General features: G+C 75.9%; 12 protein-coding genes and 1 pseudogene. 2 read left to right on the top strand and 11 right to left on the bottom strand.

Going from position 1 to position 16,358, the window contains the following annotated elements; translation table 11 throughout:
• Positions 1 to 157 precede the first annotated feature (157 nt).
• The 4 genes from OU787_RS34885 to OU787_RS24995 all read right to left on the bottom strand — a co-directional run bounded on the left by OU787_RS34885 (position 158) and on the right by OU787_RS24995 (position 4,798).
• Positions 158 to 454: a tetratricopeptide repeat protein gene (locus OU787_RS34885; protein WP_442788651.1), complete on the bottom strand. Its 297-nt coding sequence runs from the start codon at positions 452 to 454 to the stop codon at positions 158 to 160.
• Positions 455 to 1,544: 1,090 nt separating this feature from the next.
• Entirely contained in the window at positions 1,545 to 2,003 is a 459-nt protein-coding gene (locus OU787_RS34880) for an ATP-binding protein (protein WP_442788649.1), read from the bottom strand.
• Positions 2,004 to 2,414: 411 nt separating this feature from the next.
• Complete coding sequence (locus tag OU787_RS25000) at positions 2,415 to 3,032, bottom strand: NUDIX domain-containing protein (RefSeq protein WP_268660588.1); 618 nt, start codon at positions 3,030 to 3,032, stop codon at positions 2,415 to 2,417.
• Between the two features lie 137 nt (positions 3,033 to 3,169).
• Positions 3,170 to 4,798, bottom strand: a complete 1,629-nt coding sequence (locus OU787_RS24995; RefSeq protein WP_030461773.1) for a CTP synthase — start codon at positions 4,796 to 4,798, stop codon at positions 3,170 to 3,172.
• Positions 4,799 to 5,174: 376 nt separating this feature from the next.
• Between OU787_RS24995 and OU787_RS24990 the strand changes: the two genes are divergently transcribed.
• Positions 5,175 to 7,100, top strand: a complete 1,926-nt coding sequence (locus OU787_RS24990) for a glycoside hydrolase family 15 protein (RefSeq protein WP_030461772.1) — start codon at positions 5,175 to 5,177, stop codon at positions 7,098 to 7,100.
• Between the two features lie 7 nt (positions 7,101 to 7,107).
• Here the strand turns inward: OU787_RS24990 and OU787_RS24985 are convergent, their stop codons facing one another.
• The 5 genes from OU787_RS24985 to yczE form a co-directional block, all read right to left on the bottom strand.
• Positions 7,108 to 7,818, bottom strand: a complete 711-nt coding sequence (locus OU787_RS24985) for a hypothetical protein (protein ID WP_030461771.1) — start codon at positions 7,816 to 7,818, stop codon at positions 7,108 to 7,110.
• Positions 7,819 to 7,876: 58 nt separating this feature from the next.
• Positions 7,877 to 9,037, bottom strand: a complete 1,161-nt coding sequence (locus OU787_RS24980; RefSeq protein WP_268660587.1) for a glycosyltransferase family 4 protein — start codon at positions 9,035 to 9,037, stop codon at positions 7,877 to 7,879.
• Positions 9,038 to 9,162: 125 nt separating this feature from the next.
• Positions 9,163 to 10,896, bottom strand: a complete 1,734-nt coding sequence (gene recN, locus OU787_RS24975) for a DNA repair protein RecN (RefSeq protein WP_030461769.1) — start codon at positions 10,894 to 10,896, stop codon at positions 9,163 to 9,165.
• 116 nt (positions 10,897 to 11,012) lie between these two features.
• Positions 11,013 to 12,113: a hypothetical protein gene (locus OU787_RS24970; protein ID WP_268660586.1), complete on the bottom strand. Its 1,101-nt coding sequence runs from the start codon at positions 12,111 to 12,113 to the stop codon at positions 11,013 to 11,015.
• A gap of 119 nt (positions 12,114 to 12,232) precedes the next feature.
• Positions 12,233 to 12,877: a membrane protein YczE gene (gene yczE, locus OU787_RS24965; protein WP_268660585.1), complete on the bottom strand. Its 645-nt coding sequence runs from the start codon at positions 12,875 to 12,877 to the stop codon at positions 12,233 to 12,235.
• Between the two features lie 114 nt (positions 12,878 to 12,991).
• Here yczE and yczR point away from each other — a divergent pair.
• A pseudogene (gene yczR, locus OU787_RS24955) lies at positions 12,992 to 14,463 on the top strand (MocR-like transcription factor YczR).
• A gap of 68 nt (positions 14,464 to 14,531) precedes the next feature.
• Here yczR and OU787_RS24950 read toward each other — a convergent pair.
• Positions 14,532 to 15,431, bottom strand: coding sequence for an NAD kinase (locus tag OU787_RS24950; RefSeq protein ID WP_030461765.1), 900 nt, complete (start codon positions 15,429 to 15,431; stop codon positions 14,532 to 14,534).
• Between the two features lie 91 nt (positions 15,432 to 15,522).
• Complete coding sequence (locus OU787_RS24945) at positions 15,523 to 16,329, bottom strand: TlyA family RNA methyltransferase (protein ID WP_268660582.1); 807 nt, start codon at positions 16,327 to 16,329, stop codon at positions 15,523 to 15,525.
• Positions 16,330 to 16,358 lie beyond the last annotated feature (29 nt).

The following is a 16,358-nucleotide window of genomic DNA, read 5'->3' as shown; positions in this document are numbered from 1 at the left end:
GGTGCATAGATCTATGCGCGACTGAGTTCGAGTGTAATGAAGCCCAGTCGGCGTGTCAGCCTTCCAAAGTGACTAAATCAGCCAGACACATTGGCAGGTTCGTAGGCTTGCACGCGCTCCAAGGCCACATTTCCGGGCGAACTCCGCACCTACGACATTACTCCGGAAGCGGACGCAGGCCCTCCCGGCCGAGGTGCCGCTGCAGCCGGGCGGCCAGCGCCGCGACCTCCTGCTCGCCCCGCCCGTCGCCGATCCGGCGCAGCACCGCGGCCGCCGACCGGTACTCGCGCAGCGCCTCCTCGAAGCGCCGCAGCCCGGCGTGCGCCTCCGCCAGCCGCACCAGCAGCCGGGCCTCGGCCGGCCGGTCGCCCAGCGCCTGCCGCAGCACCAGCGCCCGCCCGTACGCGTCGGCGGCGCGCAGCGGGTCGCCGAGCGCCCGGTGGCCGTGGCCCACGCCCTCCAGCGCGCGGGCGCAGCCCGCCTCGTCGCCCGCCCCCGGGCCAGCTCGACGGCCCGGCGGTAGCGCTCGCCCGCCTGCTCCCAGCGCCCGGCGGCGGCCTGCAGGTCGCCCAGGTTCAGCAGCGCGGCGGCGGCCCGGCGCGGCGCGCCCTGCCGCTCGGCCACCCTCAGCACCGACTCGTGCAGGGCGTGCAGGTCCGCGGGGGCCGCCTCACCGGTCAGCGGCAGGGCGCGCAGCAGCGCGGTCACCAGGCGGCCCGCCGAACCGTCCAGGTCCCCCTGGCCCACCGCGTCGGCGACCGCGGCCAGCAGCAGCTCGCGCTCCCCCAGCAGCCAGCCCTCGGCGTGCGCGGCGGTGCGCAGCCGCAGCGGCCCCGGCAGCGGGTCCGGATTGGGGCCGGCCGCCGGGTCCAGCAGCAGCCGCGCCGAGTCCACCAGCCGCACCAGCCGCTCCAGCAGCCGGGCCCGGGCCAGCTCCACCTCGGACGGGCGGTCCACCTCCCCGCGCAGCTCCACCAGCCGCCCGTGCAGCCGTCCCGGCACCCGGTAGCGCTCGGTGCCGTCCGCCGCGTCCGGCTCCCGCTCCAGCAGCTCCAGCTCGGCCAGCGCCGCCAGCCCCGCCCCCGCCTCCGGCGCCGGACACCCCGCCAGCGCGGACGCCGTGCGCAGGTCGACCAGCTGGCCGGGCGCCAGCGTGCACAGCCGCAGCAGCCGGGACCTGGCCGCGGGCAGCCGCCGGTACGCCAGCTCGAACGCCCCGCGCAGCGGGTCGCCCTCCACCACCGGCACCGTCTCCCGCTCCGGATCGGCCGGCCGCACCGGCCCCTCCACCACCGCCGGCACGGGCGCCGGAACGGGCCGCAGCCGGGCCGCGGCGTCGGTGACCGCCAGCCGGGGCTCGGTGCGCAGCCACCCCGCCGCCAGGCGCAGCGCGGCCGGCCGGTTCGCGCACGCCTCGGCCAGGTCCGCGGCACCCACCGGGTCGCAGGAGACCCTGGTCCCGCCGACCAGCTCGCCCAGCAGGTCCACCGCGGCCCGGTGGTCCAGCCCGCCGAGGATCACCGGATCGATCCCGTCGATGCCCATCAGCGGCCCCGAGGTGGTCGCCAGCAGCAGCGAGTCGGTCTTCTCCGCCAGCAGCGGCCACACCTGCCCGGCGTCCCGCACGTCGTCCAGCAGCACCAGCACCTTGCGCTGCCCCAGCGCCTCCCGCAGCGCCTCGCAGGCCGGGTCCTCCTCCGCCGCACCCGGCAGCAGCGCCGCCCCCGGCCGCTCCCCCAACTGGTCCAGCAGCACCCGGGCCGCCCGCCCGGCCCCCACCCGCCCCCGTCCGGCGCGGACAGCCGCGCGTACAGCAGCCCGTCCGGGTAGTCCCCCGCCACCGACCTGGCCCACCGCACCGCGAGCGCGCTGCGCCCCGAGCCCGGCCGCCCCGCCAGCACCAGCAGCCGCCCCCGCCCCTGGGCGGGCCGCCCCGCCGCGACCGTCAGCGCCGCCAGCTCCGCCCCCCGCCCGGCGAACGGCCGGGCACCCGCGGGCAACACGTCGAAGATCCCGGCCGCCTCGGCCACCGCCGCCGTCTTCCTCGCCACCCGCGCCACTCCCGACCCGTCGCCCAGCGCCCCGAGCCCGCCCACCGAGCCCTGTCCGCGAAGCGTAGTTCGCCCACCCCGCCCCGCCGAGACACCCTGGTATGACCAACGGCCGAATCACCTTGCTGGCGCAAGGGGAGAACTGCTGCAGCCCCACCCGAGCGCAAACAGGGGCGCGGGGAACTGCGCGGCCAACCGAGCACCCACAGCCAGATCGCGAAGCAGGACGAGAGCTTGCACTATCCCGCGATCTTGCTGACGTTCACCTCCCGCCGCGCGCAGTTCCCCGCGCCCCTGGTTGTGCAACCCCAGCCCGCGCAGCAGTTCCCCCCGCGCCCCTGCTTTCGCGCCGTCCCGCTCGCGTCAGTACGGCCGGGCCGGCCACTCCGCGTCCGCGGGCCTGAGCGCGTCGAGGTCGCCGCCGGTGGCGGTGAGGGCCAGGACGCCGGTGACCAGGGTCGGGTTGTGGAGTTCGCCGGCCAGGATCAGCCGGACCAGGTCCTCGCGCGGCACCCAGGCCGTCTCGATCTCCAGCTCCTCGCCGTGCGCCGCGTAGCGCTCGCCGTCCGCCTCCGACAGGTCCGTCGCCAGGAAGAGCCGCACGGCCTCGTCGCTGCCGCCGGGCGAGGTGAAGAAGTCGACCAGGACGCGCCACTGCCCGGCCTTGCAGTGGGCCTCCTCGAAGAGCTCCCGCTGCGCCGCGTGCAGCGGGTTCTCGCCGGGCACGTCGAGCAGCCCCGCCGGGAGTTCCCAGAGCCGGTGCCGGACGGGGTGCCGGTACTGGCGCAGGGTCAGCACCCGGCCCTGCTCGTCGAGGGCGAGCACCGCGACCGAGCCGGGGTGCAGCTGGTAGTCGCGCTGCGCCCAGACGCCGTCGGGCATCCGCACCTGTTCGCTGCGCACGCCCGTCACCTTGCCGCGGAAGGGCGTGTGCCCGTCCCGGACGTCCCACTCCTCGGCCACGTCGTGAATCCCGGCCACCGGGCACCACCCCTTCTCGTCAGATAGACACAATCTACCGGACGCCGCCCCCGCGACACGCCGAAGCGCCCGCCGGGAAGATCCCGACGGGCGCTCGGCACTACCGGAGGACCACCGAAGGACTACCGGCGGAATCCTCAGCCGACCTTGCGGTCGATCGCCGCCGCGACCAGGCCCGCGAACAGCGGGTGCGGGCGGGTCGGGCGGGACTTCAGCTCGGGGTGGGCCTGGGTGGCGACCAGGTAGGGGTGCACCTCGCGCGGGTACTCGACGTACTCGACCAGGTCGCCCTTCGGGGAGAGGCCGGAGAACTGCAGGCCGGTCTTCTCCAGGTCGGCGCGGTAGGCGTTGTTGACCTCGTAGCGGTGGCGGTGGCGCTCCTCGACGTACTGCTCGCCGCCGTACACCTCGCGCACGATGGAGCCCTCGGCGAGCTTCGCCGGGTACAGGCCCAGGCGCATGGTGCCGCCGAGGTCGCCCTTGCCGTCGACGATGGCGAGCTGCTCGGCCATGGTCGAGACGACCGGGTACTTCGCCGCGGCGTCGAACTCGGTGGAGTTGGCCTCGGGCAGGCCGGCCAGGTTGCGGGCGGCCTCGATGACCACGCACTGCAGGCCCAGGCACAGGCCCAGCAGCGGGATCCGGTTCTCCCGGCCGTAGGTGATCGCGGCGACCTTGCCGTCCACGCCGCGGTCGCCGAAGCCGCCGGGGATGCAGATCGCGTCCACGTCGCCGAGCTGCTCCTGGGCGCCCTCGGGGGTCTCGCAGTCGTCCGAGGCGACCCACTTGATCTGCACCCGGGCGTTGTTGGCGAAGCCGCCGGCCCGCAGCGCCTCGGTCACCGACAGGTAGGCGTCCGGCAGGTCGATGTACTTGCCGACCAGCGCGACCTTGACCTCGTGCTGCGGCTCGTGGACGCGGCGCAGCAGGTCGTCCCAGACCGTCCAGTCCACGTCGCGGAACGGCAGGTCCAGGCGGCGCACCACGTACGCGTCCAGGCCCTCGCCGTGCAGCACCTTGGGGATGTCGTAGATCGACTTGGCGTCGATCGCGGCGACCACGGCCTCCTCGTCGACGTCGCACATCAGCGAGATCTTGCGCTTGATGGCCTGCGGCACCTCGCGGTCGGCGCGCAGCACGATCGCGTCGGGCTGGATGCCGATGTTGCGCAGCGCGGCCACCGAGTGCTGGGTGGGCTTGGTCTTCAGCTCGCCGGACGGGCCGATGTACGGCAGCAGCGAGACGTGCACGAAGAAGACGTTGTCCCGGCCGACCTCGTGGCGGACCTGGCGGACGGCCTCCAGGAACGGCAGCGACTCGATGTCGCCGACGGTGCCGCCGACCTCGGTGATGACCACGTCGACGTCCTCGGTCGCCATCCGGCGGATCCGGGACTTGATCTCGTTGGTGATGTGCGGGATGACCTGGACGGTGTCGCCGAGGTACTCGCCGCGCCGCTCCTTGGCGATCACGGTGGAGTAGACCTGGCCGGTGGTGACGTTCGCCGAACCGTGCAGGTTGGTGTCGAGGAAGCGCTCGTAGTGGCCGATGTCGAGGTCGGTCTCGGCGCCGTCGTCCGTGACGAAGACCTCACCGTGCTGGAACGGGTTCATGGTGCCCGGGTCCACGTTGAGGTACGGGTCGAGCTTCTGCATCGTCACCCGCAGGCCGCGGGCCTTGAGCAGGGCGCCGAGGCTGGAGGCGGTGAGCCCCTTGCCGAGCGAAGAGGCGACACCCCCGGTGACGAAGAGGTGCTTGGTCGTCACGGCACGGCCGTTGGCCGACTTGCCGGAATGGGGCTGTGCCAAGAGGGGGCTCCCGTGGGTCGCGTGTCGGAGGGTGACGCCGGTGGAGGGGCTCCCGGCCCTCGTTCCCACCAGTTCCACGGGATACCAGCGTATCAGTGCCCCGGCGAGTGCTCGCCCGCGTCCGGGTACCGGGGCCCCGGGCGGATCGGCCGGACGGCGCATCCGGGCTGCTCGGAGCGGGGTCGCCCGGCATGGTCCCGGCGCGCGCGGGCAGGCGGCGGGGGCGCGTGAAACCCCCCTAACCGCCCCGATCCACGTATTCTGCTCAAACGTCGACATCCTCGCCCGACCCGTGCGCGCCGTCCGCCGCGGGGCCCGCACGGAACGGAGAACCATGGCCGGTCGCATCGAGGACTACGCGCTGATCGGGGACATGCAGACCGCCGCGCTGGTCAGCCGGGACGGCGCGGTCGACTGGCTGTGCCTGCCCCGGTTCGACTCCCCCGCGGTGTTCGCCGGGCTGCTGGGCACCGACGAGCACGGCTTCTGGCGGATCGGCCCGGCCACGCCGGTCGAGGCACCGCCCCCCGCCCCCGAACCCCGCTCCGCGCTGCTCGACAGCGGCGAACTGCGCGTCCCGCCGGTCACCGCCGCCGCGCCCGCGCTGCCCTGCGACCGGCGCCGCTACCGGGGCGACTCGCTGGTCCTGGAACAGGAGTGGGACACCCAGGGCGGCACCGTCCGGGTGATCGACTTCATGCCGCCGCGCCACCTGCTCGGCACGCCCGACGTCCCGCAGATGATCCGCATCGTCGAGGGCCTGGCCGGCACCGTCCGGATGCGCTCGGCGGTGCGGATGCGCTTCAGCTACGGCCGGATCGTGCCCTGGGTGCACCGGGTCGAGCACCCGGAGGTGGGGCACCGCACCGTCGCCGTCGCCGGGCCCGACTCGGTGTGGCTGGACGGCATGGCCGAGACCTACGGGCGCGACCTGACCACCTACGCCGACTTCACCGTCTCCGCCGGCCAGCGGATCGCCTTCGGCCTGACCTGGAAGGCCTCGCACGAGTCGGCCCCCGCCCCGCCGGACGCCGAGGGCGCGCTCGCCTCCACCGAGCGGTTCTGGCGCGAGTGGGTCGCCCAGTGCACCTACCAGGGCCCCTACCGGGAGGCCGTGGTCCGCTCGCTGATCACCCTCAAGGCGCTCACCTACGCCCCCACCGGCGGCATCGTCGCCGCCCCCACCACCTCGCTGCCCGAGGACCTCGGCGGCGAGCGCAACTGGGACTACCGCTACACCTGGCTGCGCGACGCCGCGATCACCCTGTCCTCGCTGCTGCGCACCGGCTACCGCGAGGAGGCCCGGGCCTGGCGCGAGTGGCTGCTGCGCGCGGTGGCCGGCGACCCGGAGAACCTGCAGATCATGTACGGCATCGCCGGGGAGCGCGAACTCACCGAGTCCGAGCTCGACTGGCTGCCCGGCTACGAGGGCTCCCGCCCGGTCCGGGTCGGCAACGGCGCCGCCGGGCAGCTCCAGCTCGACGTGTACGGCGAGGTCGTCGAGGCGCTGCACCTGGCCACCATGTCCGGCCTGTCCCGGCACGACCACGCCCACCAGCTGCAGCTGCGCCTGATCGAGTACCTGGAGGAGCACTGGCGCAACCCGGACGAGGGCATCTGGGAGGTCCGCGGGCCGCGCCGGCACTTCGTGCACTCCAAGGTGATGGCCTGGGTCGCCGTCGACCGCACCCTCAAGCTGCTCGCCCAGGCCGAGGACCCGCCGCCCGGCCTGGTCGAGCGCTGGACGGCGCTGCGCGCCGAGATCCACGCCGACGTGTGCGCCCGCGGCTACGACGAGCAGCGCAACACCTTCACCCAGTACTACGGCGGCCGGGAGCTGGACGCCTCGCTGCTGCTGATCCCGCAGGTCGGCTTCCTGCCGCCGGACGACAAGCGGGTCATCGGCACCATCGAGGCGATCCAGCGCGAACTGTCCACCGAGGACGGCTTCGTGCTGCGCTACCCGACGCACGACGACGAAGGCAACAACGTCGACGGGCTGTCGGGGCACGAGGGGGCGTTCCTGGCCTGCTCGTTCTGGCTGGCCGACGACCTGGCGATGATCGGCCGGGTCGGCGAGGCCCGCGAGCTGTTCGAGCGGCTGCTGGCGCTGCGCAACGACGTCGGGCTGCTGGCCGAGGAGTGGGACCCGCGGGCCCGCCGCCAGGTGGGCAACTTCCCGCAGGCGTTCAGCCACGTCCCGCTGATCGACACCGCGCTGCGGCTGACCGCCGCCGGCGGCCTCAACCTGTCGGGCTGACGGCCGCTCACTCCTCCGCCGGGCGGCCGAACATCGCCTCGGCCGCCCGGCCGGCCCTCCAGGCCAGCAGCGGGGCGAGCAGCAGCAGCGCCACCCACAGCGCGTACAGCACCGCCATGCCCGGGGTGTAGCCCGAGGAGTGGGTCAGGCCCAGGACCAGCACGCACGTCCCGGCCAGGCCGATCAGCGCGGCGGCGCCCACGCACAGCAGCAGCACCGTCCCGCCGGCCAGCAGGGCCGCGCCGCGCAGCAGCAGGCCCGCCGGCCGGGCGCCGACGGCCTCCAGCAGGACGCCCGCCGAGTACCCGGCGAGCAGCGCGGCGGCCGCCGTCACCGCGTACGACGAGGGCCGCGACCAGTCCTGGTAGCCGAGCAGGTGCCGGGCCGCGAACGGCCAGTCGAAGCGGGCGCCGTCGGCGATCCGCGGGCGGCCCTCGATCGGGGTGTAGGTGACCATCGCCAACTGGCCCAGCGCGTAGGCGGTGGCGACGAACCCGGCGCCCGCCAGCACGAAGCCGAGCGCGGCCCGCTGCCGCTCGCCGGTGCGCTCCCGCAGCAGCGCGCCGCCCGCGGCGACCGCGGCGGAGGTCCGGCGGGCCAGCGCGACCCAGCTCGCCACCGCGCCGGCGGCCGCCCACAGCGCCAGCAGCACCGCCGGGACGCCGATCGCGGCGGCCAGCCGGGTCAGCAGGTCCTCCGGGGTGGGGACGGGTGTCATGGCCGGAGGGTAGGGCGGCCCGGCCGCCCCGTCCACGGGCCGGACGCCTGGGAGTGCGTCAGTTCTGACGCTGCGCCAGTTCGTCGTAGATGGACAGCACCTGGGCGACGGTGGCCGCCTCGTCCGGCCAGGTGGCGGCCTGCGCCCGGCCGGCGGCGGCGAGTTCGGCCCGGCGGTCCGGGTCGGCGAGCAGCTCGCGGACGGCGCCGCCCAGCGCCCGCGGGTCGGCGAAGGGCACCAGCACGGCGGCGTCGCCGACCAGTTCGGGCACCCCGCCCACCGCGGTGGCGACCACCGGGACGCCGGCCCGCATCGCCTCCTGGGCGACCAGCGAGCGGGCCTCCCAGCGGGAGGAGAGCACCACCAGGTCGGCGGCGGCCAGCAGGTCGGGAATGTCGGTGCGGTAGCCGAGCAGCTCGACGGGCAGCTGCTCGGCGGCCACCCGCTCGCGCAGGCCCTGCCGCTCGGGGCCGTCCCCGGCCAGCAGCACCCGCGGGGCGGGGGCGCCGGGCGCGGCGAAGTGCGGGACGGCGTCGAGCAGCAGCGCGAAGCACTTCTGCGGGACGAGCCGGCCGATCGCCAGCACCACCGGGCGGCCGTCGTCGCCGCCGGGCAGCGCCTTGCGGGCGTCGTCCCGGTCGAGGGTGCCGGGCGGCATCGGCGGGGCGGCGACCGGGCCCAGCCGGGCGTCGGTGGCGCCGAGTTCGCGGGCCCGGGCGACCAGGTCGGAGGAGGCGCCGAGGACCAGGTCGGCGGCCCGCACCACCCGGCGCTCCATCAGGCGCTGCAGGCGGCGGTCGAGCCCGGTGGTGAGCAGCGCGTGGTGCGAGGTGACCACCAGCGGGGTCTGGGGCCGGATGCCGGGGAAGCGCCCGGCGGTGCGCAGCGCCAGGTCGGACAGCAGGCCGGCCCGCAGGCCGTGGGCGTGCACGATGTCGGCGCCGGTGAAGGCGCGGCGCAGCTCGCCGATCGCGGTGGCGTCGCTGCGGGCGCCGGAGGTCGGGGTGATGTCGACGGTGTGCAGCCGGGCGCCGGCCGCGGAGAACCCGAACAGCCGGTCGGTGCCCTCGGGCGCGCAGACCGTGACCGCGACGCCGTGCGCCACCAGGCCCCGGGTCAGGGAGCGCACGTGGGCGCCGATGCCGCCGGTCGCGGCGGCCAGGACCAGCACCACGTGCAACTGGGGGGCCGCGGCGGCCCGGGCGGCGGAATGGTCCACGTCTGTCTCGCTCCGACTCGTTGTCAGCAGGTGTCCGCTCGCCACCATGCCAGGTCGGTCCACCTCTTGGACAGTCGGCACCACCGCTGGCGCGTCGCCCGCGGCGGTGCCGGCCGTCCGGCGGATCAGCGGGCCCGGGCCGTCCGGGCCGCCTCCAGGAGCTCCTCGGCGTGGGCGCGGCCCAGCTCGGAGTCCTCCAACCCGGCGAGCATCCGGGACAGTTCGCGCACCCGCTCCTCGTCGCTGAGGGTCTTCACGCCGCTGCGGGTGACGATGCCGTCGTTGGTCTTCTCCACCACCAGGTGCCGGTCGGCGAACGCGGCGACCTGCGGGAGGTGGGTGACCACCACGACCTGCGCGCTGCGGGCGAGTTTGGCCAGCCGGCGGCCGATCTCGACCGCCGCCTTGCCGCCGACGCCCGCGTCGACCTCGTCGAACAGGTAGGTCGGGACGGGGTCGGCGCCCGCGAACACCACCTCGACGGCCAGCATCACCCGCGACAGCTCGCCGCCGGAGGCGCCCTTGGCGATCGGGCGGGGCTGCGCGCCGGGGTGCGGGGCCAGCAGCACCTCGACCTCGTCGACGCCGTGCGGGCCGTAGGCGACGCTGCGGCCCTCCAGCTCGATGCCGGCCAGGTCGTCGAGCTGGCTGATGGCGAACGTCACCCGGGCGTGCGGCATGGCGAGTTCGGCGAGCTCGTCGGAGACCGCGGCGGCGAACTTGTCGGCGGCGGCGTGCCGGGCCTGCGAGACCTCGGCCGCCAGGTCGGCCAGCCGGGCGCGCAACTCGGTCTCCCGGGCGCCGAGTTCGTCGATCCGCTCGTCGTCGCCGTCGAGCTCCAGCAGCCGCACCGAGCCGGTCTCGGCCCAGTCGAGCACCTCGGCGAGGGTGCCCTCGGTGCCCGCGTACTTGCGCACCAGGTGGGCCAGCACGCTGCGGCGCTCCTCGACGGCGGCCAGCCGGACCGGGTCGGCGTCCAGGTCGTCGGCGTACCCGGCGAGGTCGCCGGCCACGTCGGCCAGCAGGTAGCCGCACTCGCCGAGCCGGTCGGCGAGGGCCGCCAGGCGCTCGTCGTGGTGGCGCACCGCGTCGACGGCGCGGCGGGCCTGGGCGAGCAGGGTGCCCGCGTCGACGGCCTCCGGGTCGGCCGGGTCGCCCGCCAGGGCGGCGTGCGCCAGCGTCGCCGCGGAGGACAGCGCGTCGGCGTGGCCGAGCCGCTCGGCCTCCACGGCCAGCTCGGCGTCCTCCCCGGCGACCGGCTCGGCGGCGGCGACCTCCTCCAGCCCGAAGCGCAGCAGGTCGGCCTCCTGGGCGCGCTCCCGGGCCCGGGTGGTCAGCTCCTCCAGCGTCGCGGAGACCTCGCGCAGCTCCCGGTACACCTCCCGGTAGCGGGCCAGCGGCTCGGCGACGGCCTCGCCCGCGTACCGGTCCAGCGCGCCGCGCTGCCGGGACGGGCGTAGCAGCCGCTGCTGGTCGGTCTGGCCGTGCACGGCGATCAGGTCCTCGCCGAGCTCGGCGAGCAGCCCGACCGGCACCGAGCGGCCGCCGACGTGCGCCCGCGAGCGGCCCTCGGCGGAGACGGTGCGGCTGACCAGCAGCTCGCCGTCGTCCAGCTCGGCGCCCGCCTCCAGCGCGCGGGCCACCACCGGCGAGGCCGGGTCGAGCGTCAACCGCCCCTCCACCACGGCCCGTTCGGAGCCGTTGCGCACCAGCGCCGGGTCGGCCCGGCCGCCGAGCAGCAGACCGAGGCTGGTCACCACCATGGTCTTGCCCGCGCCGGTCTCGCCCGTGACGGCGGTGAAGCCGGGGGCGAGCTCGACCACCGCATCGTCGATGACACCCAGATCCCGTATCCGCATCTCGTCCAACACGGAGACGACCTTACGAGGTTCCACCGTCGCTTTGCGACGACCGCCCCCGTTTCCCACCTGAGTGGCGGCCCCGGCCCGGTCCCCCGGGCCGGAGCGGCGGCCGGTCAGAGCCTGCGGAGGAACGAACCGAGCGACTTCACCGCGGCGTCGGCCAGGTCGGCGACCGCCCGGCCGAACCGGTCCAGCTCCTCGGAGAGGGGGCCCGGCTCCGGCCGGTCCCCGGCGGCTGTCCCGGCCTCGATCAACTCGCCCCGGTAGCCGACCGGCCCCTCGTTGACGCGCTGGGACCACCCGAGGAAGGAGCTGCCGTCCCCGGTCAGCCCGACGGACGCCGAGCAGGCCCGCTGGTCGGTCCAGGCGATGCGCTCGAAGGGGGTCTCCTCGCCCACGGCGAGGTGGATCGTGAGCGGGCCGCCCGGGTGCCAGCGGCCGCCCCAGCCGGCCTCGGTGGAGAAGGTGCGGGTGGCGGCCGGGTCGCAGTCGCCGGGGAAGGCCCGGCGGTCGGTCAGGGTGCCGCGCAGCTCGTACCACCGGCCGTCGGCGTCGCGGGTGTGGCCGTAGAAGGTGGTCAGCTCCAGGGCGAACTCGACGGACGCCTCCGCGCCGGACCGCACCCGCCAGTCGATCCGGGCCGGCATCGCCCCCTCGCCGGAGTCGAGGTGCAGCCGCCAGGGCGCGGCGGGCTCCCACTCCTGCGCGCCCGGTGCCCGGCGGTCCGTCCGGTAGGTCAGCAGCGACCGGCCCGCGGAGTCGGCGAGCCAGGCGCGCTCGGCCCCGTCGCGGTCCCAGACGGGCTCGGCCAGCACCCGGTACAGCCACAGGTGCGAGCGCGCGTCGGCGGAGGTGCGGAGCGTCAGGCTGTTGGTCTCCCCCGGGACGAGCAGCTCGGCGGGGACGGCGAGGACGAACTGCTGCGGGATGTCCCCGCCGCCGGGTATCCGGTAGTCCCCGGCGATCGCCTTGGAGTTGACGGCCACGTCGAGCGGCGCGAAACCGGGCCGGGCACCCAGCTTGGAGACGAGGGCGCGGACCTTCACCGTGAGCTCGTCCGTCACGCCCTCCGGCGGGACCTCGAACTCGACGGTGACCGTGGCCCCGGCGTCGAGCGCGAGGTGGTCGCGGGCGAAGCCGGCCCGTTCGGTGCTGACCACGGCGTTGCCGGTCCGGGGGACGGCGGTGGAGAAGTCGACGAACACGGGCTGCACTTGGGCTCCTCGGGACGACCGCTGGGCACGGGTGACTCGGCTCCGGATGATGCCACGGCCCGGTGACGCCCGGCCGGCCCGTGCTCGCCGTTCCCCGGCCCCCGGCGGGCCCCCGCCTCTCAGGCCGGGACGGTCAGCCGCGGCAGGAGGAACTGCACCAGCGGGCCGATCGCCAGGGCGTACGCGACCGTGCCGGGGCCGAAGGTGCCGCCGAGGGCGATGCCGGCGGTCAGGACGGTCAACTCGATGCAGGTGCGGATCAGCCGCACGGAGCGGCCGGTGCGCCGGTGCAGGCCGGTCATCAGGCCGTCGCGCGGGCCGGGGCCGAGGCGGGCGCCGATGTAGAGGCCGGTGGCGAGGGCGTTGAGGAGGATGCCGGCGGCGAGCAGCGGGATCCGGACGGCGAGGGCGTGCGGGTGCGGGACGAGGGAGAGGGTGGCGTCCATCGCCAGGCCGAGGACGGCCACGTTGCCGACCGTGCCGATGCCGGGCCGCTGGCGCAGCGGGATCCACAGCAGCAGCACCAGCGCGCCGACCAGCGTCACCCAGGTGCCGACGCTGAGGTGGGCGTGCCGGGCCAGCCCCTGGTGGAAGACGTCCCACGGGTTGCCGCCGAGCGAGGAGCGCAGCACCAGGCCCATCGAGACGCCGTACAGCACCAGGCCGACGGCCAGCTGGACGAGGCGGCGGGGCAGGCGGCGGGAGGAGCCGGGGCGGGAGGAGCCGGGGCGGGAGGGGGACAGGGGCAGGGAGACGACCGCCATCGGGTGGACCTCTTCTCGGTGCGGTGCTTGCCGTTCTTCGGCACTGCACGCCACTATGGAGAGTCCAAAACCGGACCCGACAGGGCCAATCCGAACCGAGTGGACTGATCGCAGATGGCCGAGTGGCACAGCACGCTCACCCCGCACGCCCTCGCCCGCCAGCTGCCCGCCCCGGACGGCCGCCGCCCCGCCTACCGCGCCCTGGCCGCCCAGGTCTCCCGGCTGGTCGCCGACGGCCGCCTCCCGGTCGGCACCCGGCTGCCCGCCGAACGCGAACTCGCCGCCGAACTGCACCTCTCCCGCACCACCGTCGCCGCCGCCTACGAGGCCCTGCGCGCCGACGGCTACCTGCGCTCGCGCCGCGGCGCCGGCTCCTGGACCGCCCTGCCCGAGGGCACCTCGCCGCCCGCCGACGCCCTGCACCCCGTCTCCCCCGAGCAGGGCGCCGTCCTCGACCTGGGCCTGGCCGCCCCCACCCCCCGCCGCAGCTCGCCGAGGCCGCCGCGCACGCCGTCGCCCAACTGCCCGCCTACACCGGCGGGCACGGCAACTACCCGACCGGGCTGCCGGTGCTGCGCGAGGCCGTCGCCCGCCGCTACACCGAACGCGGCCTGCCCACCGGCCCCGAACAGGTCCTGGTCACCACCGGCGCGATGAGCGCCCTGCACCTGGCCCACCAGGCGCTGCTGGCCCGCGGCGACCGGGTCGCCGTCGAAGCCCCCAGCTACGCCAACACGCTGCGCGCCCTGGACCGGGCCGGCGCCCGCCTGGTACCCGTCCCGCTGACCGCCGACGGGGCCGGACGCACCGGCTGGGACCTCGCCCAGTGGCAGCGGGTGCTGCGCGGCGCCGCGCCCCGGCTGGCCTCCGTCATCCCGGACTTCCAGAACCCCACCGGCGCCCTCGTCGACGAGGACCAGCGCCGCGCCCTGCTCGCCCACGCCCGGGCCGCCGGCACCGCCGTGATCGCCGACGAGACCTGCGCCGAACTCGGCTGGGACGTCGCCGACGCCGACCTGCCCCGCCCGCTGGCCGCGCTCGACCGGGACGCCCAGGTGATCACCGTCGGCTCGGCCGGCAAGATCCTCTGGCCCGGCCTGCGGATCGGCTGGCTGCGCGCCCAGCCCTCCCTGGTCCGCAAGCTCGCCGCCGACCGGGCCCTGTACGACCTCGGCACGCCCGTCCTCGACCAGCTGGTCGCGGCCCGGCTGCTGACCGACCACCTGCCCGCCGTCCGGGCCGAACGGCACGCCCAACTGCGGGCCACCGCCGAGGCGTTCGCCCGCGAGCTGCCCCGGCACTTCCCCGCCTGGCGCTTCGCCCTGCCGCCCGGCGGCCTCGCCCTGTGGGCCGCCACCCCCGGCCTGCCCGCCAGCGCGCTGGCCCGGGCCGGCGAGCGCACCGGCGTCCGGATCGCCTCCGGCGCCCGGTTCGGCGTCGACGGCGCGTTCGAGGAGCACCTGCGGCTGCCGCTCACCCTGCCCGCCGCCCACGTCCCCGACGCGCTGCGGCGGATCGCCGAGGCCGCCGCCCTGGCCCGCACCGAACGCCTCGCGGGCACCGACCCGGCCCCCGCCGCGCTCTGACCCGGCCCGGACGGCCGTGACGGGCCGTCCCGCGAGGTGACGGTCCGTCACCTACCGCCGCGGGCCGGTCAGTGCGCCGAGCGGCCGCGCCAACCCGTCACCGGCAGCGCGAACTTGGCGACCAGCCGGTCCGTGAACGGCGCCCGGTGCAGCCGGGCCAGCCGCACCGGCGTCTTGCCCCGGCGCACCTCCACCCGCGCCCCGGCCGGGAGTTCGACCGAACGGCGGCCGTCGCACCACAGCACCCCGTGCGGGGTCCTCGGCTGCACCTCCACCGCCAGCACCGAGTCCGGCGAGGTCACCAGCGGCCGGGCGAACAGCGCGTGCGCGCTGATCGGCACCATCAGCAGCGCCTCCACCTCCGGCCACACCACCGGCCCGCCGCCGGAGAACGCGTACGCCGTGGAACCCGTCGGCGTGGACAGCACCACCCCGTCGCAGCCGAAGTTCGACACCGGGCGGCCGTCCACCTCGGTGACCACCTCCAGCATCCGCTCCCGGGCCGCCTTCTCCACCGACGCCTCGTTCAGCGCCCAGTCCTCGTGCAGCACGTCACCGTTGGTGCGCACCAGCACGTCGATGGTCATCCGCTCCTCGACCTCGTAGTCGGCCGCCACCACCCGCTCCACCACCGTGGCCAGGTCGTCGCGCTCCGCCTCGGCGAGGAACCCCACCCGGCCCAGGTTGATCCCGAGCATCGGCAGCCCCGACTCGCGGGCCAGCTCCGCCCCGCGCAGCAGCGTGCCGTCCCCGCCCGCGACCAGGATCAGCTCGCAGCCGTCGGCCGCGCCGTGCCCGCCGGGCACCAGCTCCACCCCGTCCGGCAGGTCCAGGCCCACCGCCTCCGACTCCAGCAGCCGGATCCGGATCCCCGCCCGCAGCAGGCCGTCCACCAGCCCCTCGACGCTGCGCAGCGCCGCCTCCCGGCCGGTGTGCGCGATCAGGAAGACCGTACGACGATCGCTCATTCCCCGCTGCCCTCTCCCTACGCCCGCCGGGCCGTTGCGGCCCGGCCACGACCTGCCAGTCTGCGCAACGCCCGGACGCCTGCCAAGTACCCTACTGGGGGCCCTCGGCCACGGCCCGGTCCGCCGCCGCCGGATCCAGCGGTTCCGCATCCCGGCGCAGCCACAGGAAGTACTCCACGTTCCCCGACGGCCCCGGCAGCGGCGACGCCGCCACCGCCCGCACCCCGAGGCCCGACTCCCAGGCCTGCCCGGCCACCTGCCGGATCGTCTCCGCCCGCAGCTGCGGCGACCGCACCACCCCGCCCGAGCCCAGCCGCTCCTTGCCGATCTCGAACTGCGGCTTCACCATCAGCACCAGGTCCGCGTCCTGCGCCGCGCAGCGGGCCAGCGCCGGCAGCACCAGGCCCAGCGAGATGAACGACAGGTCGCCCACCACCAGGTCGACGAGCTCCCCGCCGATCAGCTCCGGCGTCAGCTCCCGCACGTTGGTGCGGTCCATCACCGTCACCCGCTCGTCGCTCTGCAACGACCAGGCCAGCTGCCCGTAGCCGACGTCCACCGCCAGCACGTGCGCCGCGCCCGTCCGCAGCAGCACGTCGGTGAACCCGCCCGTGGACGCGCCCGCGTCCAGCGCCCGGCGGCCCGCCACCACCAGGCCCTGCGGCACGAACGCCGCGAACGCGCCCGCCAGCTTGTGGCCGCCGCGCGACACGTAGTCCGGGTCCGCGTCGTCCTTCGCCACCACCACCGCCGCCGCGGTCTCCACCTGCGTCGCGGGCTTCGTCGCCACCGTCCCGCCCACCGTCACCCGGCCCGCCGCGATCAACTCGCTCGCGTGCTCCCGCGAACGGGCCAGCTTGCGGCGCACCAGCTCCGCGTCCAGACGGCGTCGTGCCACTGCCACTGCTACGTCAGCTCCCACATCGG

It is taken from the genome of Kitasatospora sp. YST-16 (assembly GCF_026802215.1).
GTDB lineage: Bacteria > Actinomycetota > Actinomycetes > Streptomycetales > Streptomycetaceae > Kitasatospora > Kitasatospora cineracea.
Note: the sequence above shows the minus strand (reverse complement) of the source record. Positions and strands in the feature narration are given on the sequence as shown.

Coding starts and splice junctions, on each gene's coding strand:
- yczE (WP_268660585.1), bottom strand. CDS start 12,877: ATGGCGGTCGTCTCCCTGCCCCTGTCCCCCTCCCGCCCCGGCTCCTCC.
- OU787_RS24990 (WP_030461772.1), top strand. CDS start 5,175: ATGGCCGGTCGCATCGAGGACTACGCGCTGATCGGGGACATGCAGACC.
- recN (WP_030461769.1), bottom strand. CDS start 10,896: ATGCGGATACGGGATCTGGGTGTCATCGACGATGCGGTGGTCGAGCTC.
- OU787_RS24985 (WP_030461771.1), bottom strand. CDS start 7,818: ATGACACCCGTCCCCACCCCGGAGGACCTGCTGACCCGGCTGGCCGCC.
- OU787_RS24950 (WP_030461765.1), bottom strand. CDS start 15,431: ATGAGCGATCGTCGTACGGTCTTCCTGATCGCGCACACCGGCCGGGAG.